The following is a 16,079-nucleotide window of genomic DNA, read 5'->3' as shown; positions in this document are numbered from 1 at the left end:
ATCGCTCCGGCCTTTTTCGTTGCGGCATGCCGCCGAATCAGAACAGCAGGCGGGCGCGGATGGTGCCGTCGATGGCCTTCATGCGCTGCAGCGCGGCGTCGGCGCGCGCGGTTTCCGCTTCGATGTCGATCACCACATAGCCGATTTCCGGCCCGGTTTGCAGATACTGCGCGGCGATGTTAACCCCCTCTTCGGCGAAGATCTGGTTAATCTGCGTCAGCACGCCCGGACGGTTTTCGTGGATGTGCAGCAGGCGGCTGGCGTTCGGGCCATGCGCCGGCAGCGACACTTCCGGGAAGTTGACGGCGGACAGAGTCGATCCGTTGTCGGAGTATTTCGCCAGCTTGCCGGCCACTTCGTCGCCGATGTTCTCCTGCGCTTCCTGCGTGGAACCGCCGATGTGCGGCGTCAGCAGCACGTTGTCGAACTCACACAGCGGCGAGTTGAACGGATCGCTGTTGGTCGCAGGCTCTTCCGGGAAGACGTCGATCGCCGCGCCCGCCAGGTGATTGCTGGCCAGCGCGTCGCACAGCGCGGGAATATCCACCACGGTGCCGCGCGAGGCGTTGATCAGAATGGCGCCCGGTTTCATCAGCGCCAGCTCTTCCGCCCCCATCATATTTTTGGTCGATGGCGTTTCCGGCACGTGCAGCGTCACCACGTCGCTCATATTGAGCAAATCGGACAGATGGCGCACCTGCTGCGCATTGCCCAGCGGCAGCTTGTTCTCGATGTCGTAGAAGAACACCTTCATGCCCAGCCCTTCGGCCAGAATGCCCAATTGGGTGCCGATATGGCCGTAGCCGATGATGCCCAGCTTTTTGCCGCGCGCCTCATAGGAGCCCACGGCCAGTTTGTGCCACACGCCGCGGTGCGCCTTGGCGTTGGCGGCCGGAATGCCGCGCAGCATCAACAGCAGCTCGCCCAGCACCATTTCGGCCACGGATCGGGTATTGGAGAAGGGGGCGTTGAAGACCGGAATACCGCGTTTGGTCGCCGCTTTCAGCTCAACCTGGTTGGTGCCGATGCAGAAGCAGCCCACCGCCACCAGTTTTTCTGCGGCGGCGAACACCTCTTCGGTCAGATGCGTGCGCGATCGGATGCCGACGAAGTGTGCATCGCGGATGGATGCCTTCAGCGATTCGGTGTCTAACGCACCCTTGTGGTATTCGATGTTGGTATAACCGGCGGCACGTAAATTATCGACCGTGCTCTGATGAACCCCTTCCACCAACAGGAATTTAATCCTGTCTTTCTCCAATGATACTTTTGCCATTTACCCGACCCTATGTTCAGACTTCAGAAGCGGCTGTGACGACACAGCTCCCATCCAACATAACAAAAATAACGCGGGCGGCAATACAAACGATTGCCTGCCCGGCAGGACAAGGCGCAGCGTTGATGGCGGTTTACGGCAGAAAATGCCATAGGGAAAGTTTTCGGCAGAAGCTTTGGGGAGTCAGTTTTCACAATGTGACATAAGTCACCAAATTTGCCGTTTTTCAGAAAAGATATTTTAACCGAAGAATTATGCGGCCCGGCACTGCCGGGCCACAGCCGGCAGAAGTTTATTTGACCACTTTCACGCCTTCCGGGGTGCCGACCAGCGCCACGTCCGCGCCGCGGTTGGCGAACAGCCCCACGGTCACCACGCCGGCGATGCCGTTGATCTTGTTCTCCAGCGCCACGGCGTCGGTGATGCTCAAGTTATGCACATCGAGGATCACGTTGCCGTTGTCGGTCACCACGTTCTGGCGATACTCCGGCAGGCCGCCCAGTTTCACCAGCTCACGCGCCACATAGGAACGGGCCATCGGGATCACTTCCACCGGCAGCGGGAACTTGCCCAGCACGTCCACCTGCTTGCTGGCGTCGACGATGCAGATGAATTTCTTGGCGATGGCGGCAATGATCTTCTCGCGCGTCAGCGCCGCGCCGCCGCCCTTGATCATCTGCATATGGCCGTTGATTTCGTCCGCGCCGTCCACGTAGATATCGAGCGAGTCCACTTCGTTGCTGTCGAACACGTGGATGCCGAGGCTTTTCAGCTTGGCGGTGGAGGCATCGGAGCTGGACACCGCGCCTTCGATCTGGTGCTTGATGGAGCCCAGCGCGTCAATAAAGTGGGCGGCGGTAGAGCCGGTGCCGACCCCGACGATGGTGCCCGGCGTCACGTATTCCAGCGCCGCCCAGCCCACCGCTTTTTTCAGTTCATCCTGCGTCATAATATGTCCCTTGCCTCTGTACGAAAACGTGTGCGTATTATAGGGTAAAACGCTGTTTTTCACGCCGGCAGGATCACACTTATTTACCGCAGCCCGCATTTTTACCCGCTTGGCGGCGAGCTGGGGGCGTGATTTTTCCACCTGCGCCATGCGTAAAATGTGGCATAGTGCCGGTATCATTCTAATTTAAGGGATATCTTTCCGATGAAACGCCCAGACTATCGTACGCTGCAAGCGCTGGACGCGGTGATCCGTGAGCGCGGCTTCGAGCGCGCCGCGCAAAAACTCTGTATCACGCAATCGGCGGTATCCCAACGCATCAAACAGCTGGAAAACCTGTTCGGCCAACCGCTGCTGGTTCGTACCGTGCCGCCGCGCCCGACCGAACAAGGGCAAAAGCTGCTGGCGCTGCTGCATCAGGTGGAGCTGCTGGAAGAAGAGTGGCTCGGCAATGACACCGGCGTCGATACGCCGCTGCTGCTGTCGCTGGCGGTCAACGCCGACAGTCTGGCGACCTGGCTGCTGCCGGCGCTGAAGCCGGTGCTGGCGGACTCCCCCATTCGTCTGAATCTGCAGGTGGAAGATGAAACCCGCACCCAGGAGCGGCTGCGCCGCGGTGAGGTGGTGGGCGCGGTGAGTATTCAGCCGCAGCCGCTGCCGAGCTGCCTGGTGGATCGGCTGGGGGCGCTGGACTACCTGTTCGTGGCCTCCAGCGGCTTCGCCGAGCGCTATTTCCCGAACGGCGTCACCCGTTCCGCGCTGCTGAAAGCGCCGGCGGTGGCCTTCGACCATCTCGACGACATGCACCAGGCATTCCTGCAGCAGAACTTCGATCTGTCGCCGGGCAGCGTGCCCTGCCACATCGTGAACTCATCGGAAGCCTTCGTCCAGCTGGCGCGTCAGGGCACCACCTGCTGCATGATCCCGCATCTGCAGATCGAAAAGGAGCTGGCATCCGGTGAACTGATCGATCTGACGCCGGGGCTGTACCAGCGCCGCATGCTGTACTGGCACCGCTTCGCGCCGGAAAGCCGCATGATGCGAAAAGTGACCGACGCGTTGCTGGAACACGGCCACCAGGTATTGCGCCAGGATTAAAACGAAAAAAGGTTCGCCGTCGCGAACCTTTTCTTCAATACAACGCCCTTACTGCGCGGCGTTGCGCTGCAGCTCAAACACCACATCCACCTGATCGTCGAAGTGAATGCTTTGCTGTTCATAGGTTTGCGCCGCGTCGTTTTCCGCCGCCGCGCCGGCCGCCTTATACATCCGCGCCACCGGCATCGGCTGATAGTTGGCGACCCGGTAGCGAATGCTGTACACCGGCCCCAGCTTGGCATGGAAGCCTTTGGCCAGGGATTCGGCCTGCTGAGTCGCGTTCTCGATCGCTTTTTGCCGCGCCTGCTCGCGATATACGTCCGGTTTGGCGACGCCCAGCTCCACCGCGCGGATCTCGTTCAGGCCGGATTTCAGCGCGCCGTCCAGCAACTCGTTCAGCTTGTCCAACTGGCGCAGAGTGACCTGCACCTGGCGCACCGCCCGGTAGCCCTTCAGCACCGACTCGCCGGTTTTCAGGTAGTCGTATTCCGGCTGAGTGCGCAGGTTGGCGGCGCTAATGTCTTTTTTCTCGATGTTGTTTTTCTGCAGGAAATCAAAGTACTGCGCCACGCGCTCGTCTACCTGCTTCTTCGCCTGAGCGGCGTCTTTGGAGGAAACGCTCACCTCGATCGCCAGGGTGGCGATATCCGGCGTGGCGTCCACGCTGGCGGTGCCGGAGGTGACGACGTGCGGCCCTTCAGGCACTTCAGCCGCCTGCAGCGCCATCGGTAACGTCCCTAATCCGACCATTGCGGCCATAGCCAATGCTTTTAGCTTCACAGTGTCTCCTTAATGACAGGCTGTCTCTGATCGCCGGCTTTTCCCTGCGAGAACCGCCGGATTCCTGGCATCAAACGTAGCATATCGCACGGCGTTTTGAATTCGGATTAGTGACAAATTCTTATAAATTTGCCCCCTGCCAGGCCAGCTGCAGCGCGATGCCCCACATCACCAGCCCGACCAGCGCATTGATGATGCGCTGCGCCCGCTGCGTATTCAGCCACGGCGCCAGCCAGGAGGCCAGCAGCGCCAGGCCGAAGAACCACACCGCCGACGCGCTGACCGCGCCAAGCGCGAACCAGGAGCGCACATCCGCCGTCAGCTGTCCGCCCAGGCTGCCGAGCACCACGAAGGTGTCCAGATAGACGTGCGGATTCAGCCAGGTGACCGCCAGCATGGTGACCACGATGCGCCAGCGGCTCTGCGCCAGCTCCTGCGCCGCGGCCTGCGCCGGTTGCGGGCTGAAGGCGGAACGGAACGCGCCCCAGCCGTACCACAGCAGAAACGCCACACCGCCCCAGGTGACCAGCGCCAACAGCAGCGGCGAGCGGGTCAGCAACGCGCTGCCGCCGAAAATACCGGCGCAGATCAGCACGATATCGCTCAGTGCGCACAATGAGGCGATCATCAGATGATACTGACGGCGAATGCCCTGATTCATCACGAATACGTTCTGCGGGCCCAGCGGCAGGATCATGGCGGCGCTCAGGGCAAAACCCTGCAGGAAGACGGCTAACATGGGAGATTCCTCGAATGATAAAAGGCGCCGGACGTGGGCGCGTATCGGTCAACACGCGCATCATACGAGGAAGCGATCATTAGTTGAAATTGATGTTTCTAATCCAGCATCAGCAGAGCTAATACTCAAATCGGCGTGACGAACCCCAGCTCCTGCGAGATGCGTTGCGCGGTGGCCAGCACCGGTTTGATCAGGCTTTTGACGCCGATCTGCTGCAGCTTGGCGGTCGGCAGAGAAACAGACACCGCATAAGGCACGCGCTGTTGAATATCGAACACCGGTGCCGCCACGCAGGAGACCCCCAGCTCGTTTTCCTCGCGATCCATCGCCAAGCCGCGTTGGCGAATATCGGCCAGTTCCTCATACATCTTCGGCAGCTCGGTAATGGTATTGCGCGTCAGCGTCTGAATCTCCTGCTGGTGAGTCTGCCAGTAGTGAGCCGGATAATCGTCGTTGCCGTAGGCCATGAAGATTTTACCCATCGCCGAACAGTACAGCGGCATATGCTGGCCGATATAAGCGCGAGTGCGCATCATGCCGGTGGTCGGCTCCAGCTTGTAGATCAGGATGACGTGATCGTCTTCGCGGCTGGAGAAGTTGACCGTCTCCCCCACTTCCAGGTTCAGCTGCTCCAAATGCGGCGCAGCCACGTGGATGATGTTGAGTGACGACAGCGCCTTCTGGCCGATGGAAATGAACTTGGTGGTCAGGCGGTAGCTGCCCGGCGACGGCGCCTGGGTCACATAGCCGCTGGTGTGCAACCCCTGCAGCAGACGGTGCACCGTGCTCTTGTTCATGCCGGCCAGCTCAGACAGATGCGCCAGTGGGCACCCGTTGGGAAAATTGCTCAGGATCTCAATCAACTGCAAACCGCGGAACAGGCTTTGGCTGCCCAGCGGTTTGTCTTTCTTGTCATCTTTCTCGTCGACGGCTTTCAGGCTCATAGCGAAAATCTCTCCAGTGTCGAACCGCCAACCGGCGCTGCGGCGAAGTCAGCAGGCTCTTTGCCGGGCATGTTACCCCAAGGCCCGCATCAGGTGAAGACGGAACGCCGTTTCATTGTCCGCAGCGGGCCAAAAATCCGCAATATTTCCCCCGCATTGAAGTGAGCCATCGGTCACACTTCCGCAAAGTGAAAAATAACCCATTGTTTAATAACAGCAATTAAAACCTCATCGCCTTTGATTTAGCGCAACGAACGTCATATTATTTTTGAAATTGAATTTCGCATGTTGAAATTTAAAGGCCAGATACTCACCAGCGGTTTAGCTGATTTGCCCGGCATCTTCGCACGGGCGCAACACCAGGGGCGCATCACATGACTATCGATAATGCGGCACAACCCATCCTTACCCTCAGCCACATCGTCAAACGATTTGGCGGCAACGTGGCGGTCAACGACGTCAGCCTGCAGGTGATGCCGGGCGAAGTTCTGGCGCTGCTGGGCGAAAACGGCGCCGGCAAATCGACGCTGATCAAAGTGCTGGCGGGCGTCTACCCGCGCGACGGCGGCGATATTCGTTTTCAGGGCGCAAGCATCGCCTCCGCCGCCGCGATAAAAAGCGCCAGCCGCCAGCCGATCGCCTTTATTCATCAGGATCTCGGCCTGATCGAATGGATGACGGTGGCGGAAAACATGGCGCTGGTGATGGGGTTTCCCCGCCGCTTTGGGTTGATCGACTGGCGCGCCATTCGCCGCCGGGCGGCGCAGGCGCTGCAAGACGTCGGCATCGCGCTCGATCCCGATGCGCGCGTCTTCGAACTGTCGCGCACCGAAAAATCGCTGCTGGCGATCGCCCGCGCGGTGGCGGTCAACGCCGAGCTGCTGGTGCTGGATGAACCGACCGCCTCCCTGCCCGCCAACGACGTGCGTCATCTGTTCGCCGTGATCAACCGGCTGCGCGCCAAAAAGGTCGGCATGATTTACGTCACCCACCGTTTGGACGAAGTGATCGAAATCGCCGATCGAGTCTGCGTGATGCGCGACGGGCGCTATGTCGCCGGCGGCCGCACCGCCGACTACTCGCTGCGCGATCTGGTGCAAACCATCGTTGGCGAAGCGATGGCGGACGATCAGCGCGAACCGCTGCCGGAGCATCGTCCGCCGGTGCTGCAGCTCGATAGCGTCACGGTGGGCGACATCGGTCCGGTGAGCTTCGAGTTGCAGCCGGGCGAGATGCTGGCGTTGGCCGGCCTGCGCGGGGCCGGGCAAGAAGAGATTGGCCGTCTGCTGTTCGGGTTGCGTCAGGCCGACGGCGGCGCGATTCGGTTTCGCGATCGGCCCTATCTGGCGAGTTCCCCGCAGCAGGCGATGGCCTGCGGCGTTTCACTGGTGGCGGGCGATCGCACCGGTGAAAGCCTGGTGATGTCGATGAGCGTGCGTGAAAACCTGTTTATCAACCCCTGCGCCAGCGGCCACCGGCTGCTCTCCCGCTACGGGCGGCGAGCGGAGATCGGTGCCAGTTGGTGGAAGGTGCAGCTGTTCGACGTACGCCCCAAGGACGTCAATATCGATATCAGCGCGCTGTCCGGCGGCAACCAGCAAAAGGTGGTGATGGCGCGCTGGATGCACCTGGGGGCGCCGCTGCTGATCCTGGAAGATCCCACCGCCGGCGTGGACGTCGGCGCGCGCGCGGAAATCTACCACCTGTTGAATAAATCCCTGGCGGAAGGCGTGGCAGTGCTGGTGATCTCCAACGATTTCGAGGAGATCGCCCATATTTGCAACCGCGCGCTGGTATTCAACCGCGGGAAAGTGGTCGGCGAATTGAAAAATCAACAGGTGTCATTCGCCAATTTATTGGAGCTGGCCTCTGCCAGCACCGGGGAAAGCGTCGCAATCACGTCAGAATCCGAGGTAGGCCATGTCTAAAACATCCGTTAAATCAACCGCGCTGGAGCAGCGCGTCAGCCTGGCGCAGGACGGCGCCGGCCCGTGGCTGATGCAGGTTCTCACCCGCTATGGCCTGCTGCTGCTGTGCATCGCGCTGGTCGTGCTGTTCTCACTGCTCACCCCCTCCTTCGCATCGATGCTGACGCTGCAGGCGATTCTGTCGAGCAAGGCCAAAATCGCCCTGTTGGCGCTGGCGGCGACCATCCCGATGATCGTGGGCAAGATCGATCTTAACGTCGGCTTCGGCATTGTGCTGTGGCACATCCTGGCGATCACGCTGCAGGTGGAATACGGCTTCTCCTGGCAGATGGCGGTGCTGACGGTGCTGGCGATTTCGGCGCTGTACGGGTTGCTGAACGGCATTCTGGTGGCGCTGGCCGATATCGACAGCTTCGTCGCCACCCTCGGCTCCGGCACCGTACTGTACGCCATTGCCCTGTGGCACTCCGGCGGGCGGCAGATCGTCGGCGACTTGCCGGATGCCTTTATCGCGCTGCACCACACCGAGATCGCCGGCATTCCGATCGTGGCGTTTTACGTGCTGATCGTCGCGGTGGTGCTGTGGCTCATCACCGAACATACCCCGCTCGGCCGCTGCATGTATGCGGTGGGCGGCAACCCGGCGGCGGCGCGTCTGAACGGCATCTCGGTCAATCGCTTTACCATCGGCGCCTTCATCGCCTCCAGCGTGCTCACCGGTTTCAGCGGCGTATTGATCGCCGCCGAACAGGGCGTCGGCCAGGCCAGCGTCGGCATGGACTATCTGCTGCCGGCGCTGGTCGGCGCCTTCCTCGGCAGCACCACCATTCGCCCAGGGCGCGTCAACGTCTGGGGCACCGTGGTCGGCATCGCCATTCTGGCAATCGGCATCGCCGGCATTCAGCAGTTCGGCGGCGAATTCTGGGTCGAACCGCTGTTCAACGGCGCGACGCTGTTGCTGTCGATCACCCTGGCCGGCTATGCCCAACGCCGTCGGCTGCTCAATCAGAAAGCGGTACAACGCAGCCAGGCGACGCCGGCTGACAACAACAATCAGACAGCGACCCACCCTTAAACCAGGAGCACACCATGAAACGCATTTGGCTGTTACCGGGGTTCACGACCTTGCTGCTCGCCGCATCGCCGGTCTGGGCCGACGCCTATCTCGATCAGGCCACCGCCGCCGTCGCGAAGGCCACCGCCAGCGCTACCCAGTGGGACGGCCCCACCAGCGGCCCGCAGCTGCAGGCCAACAAGAAGATCATTTTTATCGCCTCCGACATGAAGAACGGCGGCGTGCAAGGGGTGCAACAGGGGTTGAGCGAAGCGGCGAAAGCCGCCGGCTGGAAGCTGGAAACGCTCGACGGCGGCGGCTCGGTGAAAGATCAGCTGGCATCGCTCAATCAGGCCATCGCCCAGAAACCGGACGGCATCGTGATCGGCGGCTGGAACCCTAACGTCGCCAAGATCCCGCTGAAAAAGGCCGTACAGCAGGGCATCGTGCTGACCGCCTGGCACGCGGTGCCGGAACCGGGCCCCATCGCCAAATACAACGTGTTCTATAACGTCACGTCGGATTCCAACGAAGTGGCGCGCATCGCCGCGCAATACGCGGTGGTTCAGTCCGGCGGCAAGGCGAGCGTGTTGATCTTCACCGACTCGCTGTACCAAATCGCGTTGGACAAGGCCAACGTCATGAAAGAAGAGATCGCCAAATGCAGCGGCTGCACGCTGCTGGAATTCATCGACACGCCGCTGGCCGATACCGCCAACCGCATGCCGGCGATGACCTTCAGCCTGCTGCAGAAGTACGGCGACAAATTCCAATATGCGCTGGCGATCAACGATCTGTACTTCGACTTTATGGCCCCGGCGCTGAAGACCGCCGGCAAAGGCGGCAAGAACGCGCCTTACAACGTGTCGGCCGGCGACGGTTCGATCTCCGCTTACCAGCGTATCCGGTCAGGCGACAGCCAGTCGGCGACGGTGCCGGAGCCCTTGAAGCTGCACGGTTGGCAACTGCTGGACGAATTCAACCGCGCCTTCGCCAAGCAGCCCCCTTCCGGCTACGTCACGCCGGCGCACCTGGTGACACGCGACAATATCGCCGCCGACGGCGGCGCCAATAACCTGTATGACCCGCAAAATGATTATCAGGGCCATTACAAAGCGATCTGGGGCGTGAAGTGAACGGCGGCATTCGGCATTCATTGCGCACGCACGCTCAGCTCGAGCGCTTGTGCTCACCGGCGATTTGGGCCGAAGGGCCGGTCTGGCTGCCGCAGGAGGATGCGGTGGTGTTCAGCGACGTGAAAGGCAATCGCATGTTCCGCTGGTCACGCCGGGGTGAGCTGGCCCTATACCGTTCGCCGTCGCACTACGCCAACGGCAATGCGCGCGACGGCGAGGGGCGCGTGGTCAGCTGCGAACACGGGCGGCGCGGCATCAGCCGCACCGAAAGCGATGGCGAAGTGCGCCTGTTGATCGACCGCGTCGACGGCAAGCGCTTTAACTCGCCGAACGACGTGGCGGTGCGTTCCGACGGCACCCTGTGGTTCACCGATCCGCCCTACGGCATCATCGGCGACGAAGAGGGTTACAAATCGGAAAGCCAGGTGATCGGCTGTTACCTCTACAGCTTCGATCCGCGCGACGGTTCGCTGACCATCGCCGCCTGCGACCTGCAGCGCCCGAACGGCCTGGCGTTTTCACCGGATGAAAAATGGCTGTACGTGGCGGACATGTCGATCGTGGATTTCCCGACGCTGGGCCGCCGCGAGCTGCGCGTCTATGCGGTCAACGGCCGCGAGCTGGAAGCCGGCCGCCGTTTCGCCACGGTGGAGCCCGGTTTCCCGGACGGGTTCTGCGTCGACCGGGCCGGCAATCTGTTTTGCAGCTGCGCCGACGGCGTGCTGGTCTTTGATCCAGAGGGGCGACAGATCGACAAAATCAGCGTGCCGGAACGCGTCTCCAATTGTACCTTCGGCGGCCCGAACGGCGATGAGCTCTATATCACCGCCACCACCTCGCTCTACCGCATGGTGTTGAACACCCGCGGTTAGCCGGGGTCTTGCAAGACGCAGGGTGGGTTTCGATCCGCCCTGCTTTGCCACGTCTGAAGCACGCCATCTCCACCAAAATGTGGCGGCGATCACAAAATCACCACTCAATTTTAACGTCATGTTTTTCATGAATAATTTTACTCCCCCTTGCTTTGACTTCCCTGAATCGCCGGGATAGCATTTATTTGAAATGCAATTTCGCATATTGAAATTTAGCGAACCAAAAACAGACAATTCGCACAGGCGGAGAACCGGCATGAGAGTGAGTTACAGCGAATTAAAACAGCAATTCAAACGCGTGCTGCTGGCGCGCGGCGTGGCGGAACATCTCGCCGACGACTGCGCCGGCATGTTCGCCGACACCACCGCCAGCGGCGTTTACTCCCACGGCGTTAACCGCTTTCCGCGCTTTATTCAGCAACTGGACGCCGGCGATATCGTGCCGGACTCCGAACCCAGAAAACTGTTGTCTCTGGGGGCGATCGAGCAATGGGATGCGCACCAGGGCATCGGCAACCTTACCGCCCGCCGCATGATGGATCGCGCCATGCAGTTGGCCGACGATCATGGCATCGGCCTGGTGGCGCTGCGCAACGCCAACCACTGGATGCGCGGCGGCGGTTACGGCTGGCAGGCGGCGGAGAAAGGCTATATCGGCATTTGCTGGACCAACTCGATCGCCGTGATGCCACCGTGGGGTGCCAAAACGTGCCGTATCGGCACCAACCCTTTGATCGTCGCCGTGCCCGGCAACCCGATCACTATGGTGGACATGTCGATGTCGATGTTTTCCTACGGCGCGCTGGAGCTGAACCGGCTTGCGGGCAAAACCCTGCCGGTGGACGGCGGCTTCGACAACGACGGCCATCTGACCCGCGATCCGGCCACCATCGAAGAGAATCGGCGCATTTTGCCGATGGGGTACTGGAAAGGATCGGCGTTGTCGATCGTGCTGGACATGATCGCCACCCTGCTGTCAGGCGGCGCCTCGGTGGCGGAAGTGACGGAAGATCACCGCGACGAATACGGCGTCTCGCAGGTGTTCATCGCGATTGAGATAGACCGGTTGATCGACGGCGACAGCCGCGATCAAAAACTGCAGCGCATCATAGATTACGTCACCAGCGCCGAACGGGACAACCCCGACGTCGCCATTCGCCTGCCAGGCCACAAGTTCCCGCGCATTCTGGCAGAGAACCTGCGCGACGGCATTCCGGTCGACGAACGAGTCTGGGCGCGCATTCAGGCGCTGTAACGGGAGGATCATCATGATATTCGGCCACATCGCCAACACCGCGCCCGAGCAGTACCCGACGCCGGTCGCCAACGCCGTCGCCTATTTGCAGCGCACCGATTTCAGCGTCTTGCCCGCAGGGCGCTATGAAGATCCCGCCACCGGCTACGTGGTGCAGGTGCTGGATCTGCATACCCAACCACCGGACGCGCTGCGCCCGGAAGTCCACCGGCAAAACGTCGACGTGCAGTTTCTGGTCAGCGGCACCGAACTTATCGGCGTAGCGGCGGACAACGGCGACAACGTCGTTCATCAGGAGCTGCTGGCACAGCGCGACATCCTGTTTTATCAGGACGTGGCCGACGAATCCTGGCTCACGATGCGGCCCGGCAACTTCGCGGTATTTTTCCCACAGGACGTGCATCGCCCGGCCTGTATTAACCAACGCCCCAGCGCGATACGCAAGGTGGTGGTGAAGATACCGCTGGCGTCGTTTAGCGCCTGATAGCCGCCACACCCGTAACGATAACAACACCGGTCCATGGGCCTGTGCGGGCGCCCCTGCGCCCAAATCAAGCAAAACAATAACGCCCGACCCTACAAAAAAGCGAACATCGAAAGAGGTCCTTATGAATACAGCCTCCGTTTCCGTCAGCCAAAGCCAGGCGATCCCCAAGCTCCGCTGGCTGAGGATCGTGCCGCCGATCCTCATCACCTGCATCATTTCTTACATGGACCGGGTCAACATCGCCTTCGCCATGCCCGGCGGCATGGATGACGAACTCGGCATCACCGCCTCGATGGCCGGACTGGCCGGCGGCATCTTCTTCATCGGTTACCTGTTTCTGCAGGTGCCCGGCGGCAAGCTGGCGGTATACGGCAACGGCAAGAAATTCATCGGCTGGTCACTGTTGGCCTGGGCGGTGATCTCGGTGCTGACCGGGCTGGTCACCAACCAGTACCAGCTGCTGTTCCTGCGCTTCGCCCTCGGCGTTTCCGAAGGCGGCATGCTGCCGGTGGTGCTGACCATGATCAGCAACTGGTTCCCGGATAAGGAGCGCGGCCGCGCCAACGCCATCGTCATCATGTTCGTGCCGATCGCCGGCATTCTCACCGCCCCGCTGTCGGGTTGGATCATCACCGCCTGGGACTGGCGCATGCTGTTTCTGGTGGAGGGCGCTCTGTCGCTGGTAGTCATGGCGCTGTGGTACTTCACCATCAGCAACCGCCCCCAGGAGGCCAAATGGATCTCGCAGGCGGAAAAAGAGTATCTGGTAAAGACCCTGCACGACGAACAGCTGCTGATCAAAGGAAAAACGGTGCGCAACGCCTCGTTGCGCCGGGTGCTGGGCGACCGGATCATGTGGCAGCTGATCCTGGTGAATTTTTTCTACCAGACCGGTATCTACGGCTACACCCTGTGGCTGCCGACCATTTTGAAAGGGCTGACCCACGGCGATATGGAGCAAGTGGGCCTGCTGGCTATCCTGCCCTATATCGGCGCCATCTTCGGCATGCTGATCATCTCCACCCTCTCCGATCGCACCGGCAAGCGCAAAATCTTCGTCGCCCTGCCGCTGGCCTGCTTTGCCGCCTGCATGGCGCTGTCGGTGCTGCTGAAGGATCACGTCTGGTGGTCTTACGCTGCGCTGGTCGGCTGCGGCGTATTTATTCAGGCGGCGGCCGGGGTGTTCTGGACCATCCCGCCCAAATTGTTCAACGCCGAAGTGGCCGGCGGCGCGCGCGGCGTGATCAATGCGCTGGGCAACCTCGGCGGCTTTTGCGGCCCGTATATGGTCGGCGTCCTGATCAGCCTGTTCAACAAGGATGTCGGTGTCTACAGCCTGGCTGCCTCGCTGGCGATCGCCTCCGTGCTGGCGTTGATGCTGCCCAATAAATGCGACCACAGTACGAGGAGCGAATGATGGAATATTGGCTGGGGCTCGACTGCGGCGGCACCTTCATCAAGGCGGGTTTATACGACCGCAGGGGCCATGAACACGGCGTTGCGCGGCGCAATCTGGCGATCGTCGCGCCGCATCCCGGCTGGGCCGAGCGCGATATGGCATCGCTGTGGCGCACCGCCGCCGACGTGATCCGTGAAGTGCTGTCCGCCAGCGGCGTTGCCGCCGGCGCCATCCAGGCCATCGGCATCTCGGCGCAGGGCAAGGGCGCGTTTCTGCTGGATAAGCAGGGGCAGCCGCTGGGCAACGCCATGCTCTCTTCCGATCAGCGCGCGCTGGCGCTGGTGCAGGAATGGCAACGGCAGGGCGTGCCGCAGGCGCTGTATCCGCAAACGCGCCAAACGCTGTGGACCGGGCACCCGGTCTCGCTGCTGCGCTGGCTGAAGCGGCATCAGCCTGAACGTTACGCCCGCATCGGCAGCGTGCTGATGGCGCACGACTACCTGCGCTATTGCCTGACCGGCGAGCTGGCCTGCGAAGAAACCAATATCTCCGAATCCAACCTGTATCAGATGCGCAGCGGACGCTATGACCCGGCGCTGGCGCAGCTGCTGGGCATCGGCGACATCATGCCCGCCCTGCCGACGATTGTCGGTTCGGCCGACATCGCCGGACGCGTCTCGGCAAACGCCGCGGCCATTACCGGCCTGCAAATCGGCACCCCGGTGGTCGGCGGGTTGTTCGACGTGGTGTCCACCGCGCTGTGCGCCGGCCTGCAGGACGAAACCCGGCTCAACGCGGTGATGGGGACCTGGTCGGTCACCAGCGGCATCACCGACGCCATCGTCGAGGGTTTCGATCATCCCTTTGTCTATGGCCGCCACGCCGAAAACGGCCAATACATCGTGCACGAAGCCAGCCCCACTTCCGCCGCCAACCTGGAATGGTTCTGTCACCAATGGGGGCTGCAGGACTACGACCAGCTTAACCGCTGGGTCGCCGCCCTGCCGAAAGCCGCCGGCGATCTGCTGTTCGCCCCTTTCCTGTATGGCTCCAACGCCGGCCTGGGGCTGAGCGCCAGCTTCTACGGCCTGCAGGCCTTCCACCAACGCGAGCACCTGGTGCAGGCGATCTATGAAGGCGTGGTGTTCTGCCACATGACGCACCTTAACCGCATGCGCCGGCGTTTCCCTGAGGCGCAGGCGCTGCGCGTGACCGGCGGCCCCGCCAAATCCCTCCCCTGGATGCAAATGTTCGCCGACGTCAGCGGCCTGCCGGTTGAGCTGCCGCAGGTGGAGGAAACCGGCTGTTTGGGCGCGGCGATGGCGGCCATGGTCGGCAGCGGCGTCTTCAGCGATTTTACCGCCGCCCAGCGCCGGCTGGCGCCGCGTATCGAGCGGCTGCTGCCTGATGCGGCCGCCGCCGAAGCTTACAACCACAAACACCAACGTTATCAGGCGCTGATTGCTGCATTGCAAAATCTGCAGCCCGCCAACAAGGAGGCCCCATGAGCACGAAACCGCGCCTGCAGCTGGCGCTCGATCAAACCCGTTTGGATACGGCGCTGCGCACCGCCGAGCCCCTCAGCCCCCATGTGGACATCATCGAGGCCGGTACCATTTTGTGCATCAGCGCCGGCATTCAGGCGGTTAGCGCGTTGCGCGAGCGCTGTCCGCAGCACACGCTGGTGGCCGATCTCAAGGTGGCCGACGCCGGTGCGACGCTGGCCGAGCAGGCCTTCGGCCAAGGCGCGGACTGGATGACGGTGATCTGCGCCGCGCCGTTGGCCACCATGGCCAGCGCGCGGGAGGTCGCCGAGCGTCACGGCGGCGAAATCCAGATCGAACTGTTCGGCCGCTGGACATTGGAGGATGCGCGGCAATGGCGCGGCCTTGGCATTCGCCAGGCGATCTATCACCGCGGCCGCGACGCGCAGGCCAGCGGGCAAACCTGGGGCCGGCAGGATCTGGATCGGATGAAGGCGCTGTCCGATCTGGGCATCGCGCTGTCGGTGACCGGCGGCATCACGCCCGCCGACCTGCCGCTGTTTAAAGAGATCGCCGTCACCGCCTTTATCGCCGGCCGCGCGCTGGCCGAGGCCGGCGATCCGCCGGCGGCCGCCAGGCAGTTCCGCGCCGCCATCGATGACATCTGGAGATCATGAT

The 16,079-nt window shown here is 61.9% G+C and carries 15 protein-coding genes; 10 read left to right on the top strand and 5 right to left on the bottom strand.

Annotated elements, in window-relative coordinates; all coding sequences use genetic code 11:
* Positions 1–37: 37 nt before the first annotated feature.
* Positions 38–1,276, bottom strand: coding sequence for a phosphoglycerate dehydrogenase (gene serA / locus CRO23_RS03970; protein ID WP_028127697.1), 1,239 nt, complete (start codon positions 1,274–1,276; stop codon positions 38–40).
* A gap of 292 nt (positions 1,277–1,568) precedes the next feature.
* Entirely contained in the window at positions 1,569–2,225 is a 657-nt protein-coding gene (gene rpiA, locus CRO23_RS03965; protein WP_004931614.1) for a ribose-5-phosphate isomerase RpiA, read from the bottom strand.
* A 204-nt stretch (positions 2,226–2,429) separates the two neighbouring features.
* Between rpiA and CRO23_RS03960 the strand changes: the two genes are divergently transcribed.
* Entirely contained in the window at positions 2,430–3,323 is an 894-nt protein-coding gene (locus tag CRO23_RS03960; RefSeq protein WP_004931613.1) for a LysR family transcriptional regulator ArgP, read from the top strand.
* 48 nt (positions 3,324–3,371) lie between these two features.
* On the opposite strand, the gene CRO23_RS03955 is transcribed toward CRO23_RS03960, so the two are convergent.
* The 3 genes from CRO23_RS03955 to CRO23_RS03945 all read right to left on the bottom strand — a co-directional run bounded on the left by CRO23_RS03955 (position 3,372) and on the right by CRO23_RS03945 (position 5,786).
* On the bottom strand, positions 3,372–4,103 hold the full coding sequence (locus tag CRO23_RS03955) for an oxidative stress defense protein (protein ID WP_004931607.1): 732 nt from the start codon (positions 4,101–4,103) through the stop codon (positions 3,372–3,374).
* Between the two features lie 121 nt (positions 4,104–4,224).
* Positions 4,225–4,842 (bottom strand): arginine exporter ArgO, encoded by a 618-nt coding sequence (argO, locus tag CRO23_RS03950; RefSeq protein WP_004931603.1) that lies wholly within the window; start codon positions 4,840–4,842, stop codon positions 4,225–4,227.
* 125 nt (positions 4,843–4,967) lie between these two features.
* Positions 4,968–5,786, bottom strand: a complete 819-nt coding sequence (locus tag CRO23_RS03945) for an IclR family transcriptional regulator (protein ID WP_033632146.1) — start codon at positions 5,784–5,786, stop codon at positions 4,968–4,970.
* Positions 5,787–6,160: 374 nt separating this feature from the next.
* Here CRO23_RS03945 and CRO23_RS03940 point away from each other — a divergent pair, with 374 nt between their 5' ends.
* From CRO23_RS03940 to ulaD, 9 genes are all read left to right on the top strand, one after another.
* On the top strand, positions 6,161–7,714 hold the full coding sequence (locus CRO23_RS03940; protein ID WP_016930013.1) for a sugar ABC transporter ATP-binding protein: 1,554 nt from the start codon (positions 6,161–6,163) through the stop codon (positions 7,712–7,714).
* Entirely contained in the window at positions 7,707–8,789 is a 1,083-nt protein-coding gene (locus CRO23_RS03935) for an ABC transporter permease (RefSeq protein ID WP_016930014.1), read from the top strand. The genes CRO23_RS03940 and CRO23_RS03935 overlap by 8 nt, the downstream gene beginning before the upstream one ends.
* A gap of 14 nt (positions 8,790–8,803) precedes the next feature.
* On the top strand, positions 8,804–9,904 hold the full coding sequence (locus CRO23_RS03930; RefSeq protein WP_016930015.1) for an ABC transporter substrate-binding protein: 1,101 nt from the start codon (positions 8,804–8,806) through the stop codon (positions 9,902–9,904).
* Complete coding sequence (locus CRO23_RS03925; RefSeq protein WP_016930016.1) at positions 9,901–10,776, top strand: SMP-30/gluconolactonase/LRE family protein; 876 nt, start codon at positions 9,901–9,903, stop codon at positions 10,774–10,776. Before CRO23_RS03930 ends, CRO23_RS03925 begins: the two co-directional genes overlap by 4 nt.
* 256 nt (positions 10,777–11,032) lie before the next feature.
* A complete protein-coding gene (gene yiaK / locus CRO23_RS03920) occupies positions 11,033–12,031 on the top strand; it encodes a 3-dehydro-L-gulonate 2-dehydrogenase (protein WP_097101419.1) in 999 nt (332 codons plus the stop codon).
* Between the two features lie 13 nt (positions 12,032–12,044).
* Complete coding sequence (locus CRO23_RS03915; protein WP_016930018.1) at positions 12,045–12,515, top strand: YhcH/YjgK/YiaL family protein; 471 nt, start codon at positions 12,045–12,047, stop codon at positions 12,513–12,515.
* 124 nt (positions 12,516–12,639) lie between these two features.
* Positions 12,640–13,935 (top strand): MFS transporter, encoded by a 1,296-nt coding sequence (locus CRO23_RS03910; RefSeq protein ID WP_016930019.1) that lies wholly within the window; start codon positions 12,640–12,642, stop codon positions 13,933–13,935.
* Positions 13,935–15,425, top strand: coding sequence for an FGGY-family carbohydrate kinase (locus CRO23_RS03905; protein WP_097101417.1), 1,491 nt, complete (start codon positions 13,935–13,937; stop codon positions 15,423–15,425). The genes CRO23_RS03910 and CRO23_RS03905 overlap by 1 nt, the downstream gene beginning before the upstream one ends.
* Positions 15,422–16,078, top strand: coding sequence for a 3-keto-L-gulonate-6-phosphate decarboxylase UlaD (gene ulaD, locus CRO23_RS03900; protein WP_079450566.1), 657 nt, complete (start codon positions 15,422–15,424; stop codon positions 16,076–16,078). The genes CRO23_RS03905 and ulaD overlap by 4 nt, the downstream gene beginning before the upstream one ends.
* Position 16,079 lies beyond the last annotated feature (1 nt).

It is taken from the genome of Serratia sp. JKS296 (assembly GCF_900215445.1).
In the GTDB taxonomy this organism is placed as follows: Bacteria; Pseudomonadota; Gammaproteobacteria; order Enterobacterales; family Enterobacteriaceae; genus Serratia; species Serratia marcescens.
This window is presented reverse-complemented; position numbering and strand designations above follow the sequence as displayed.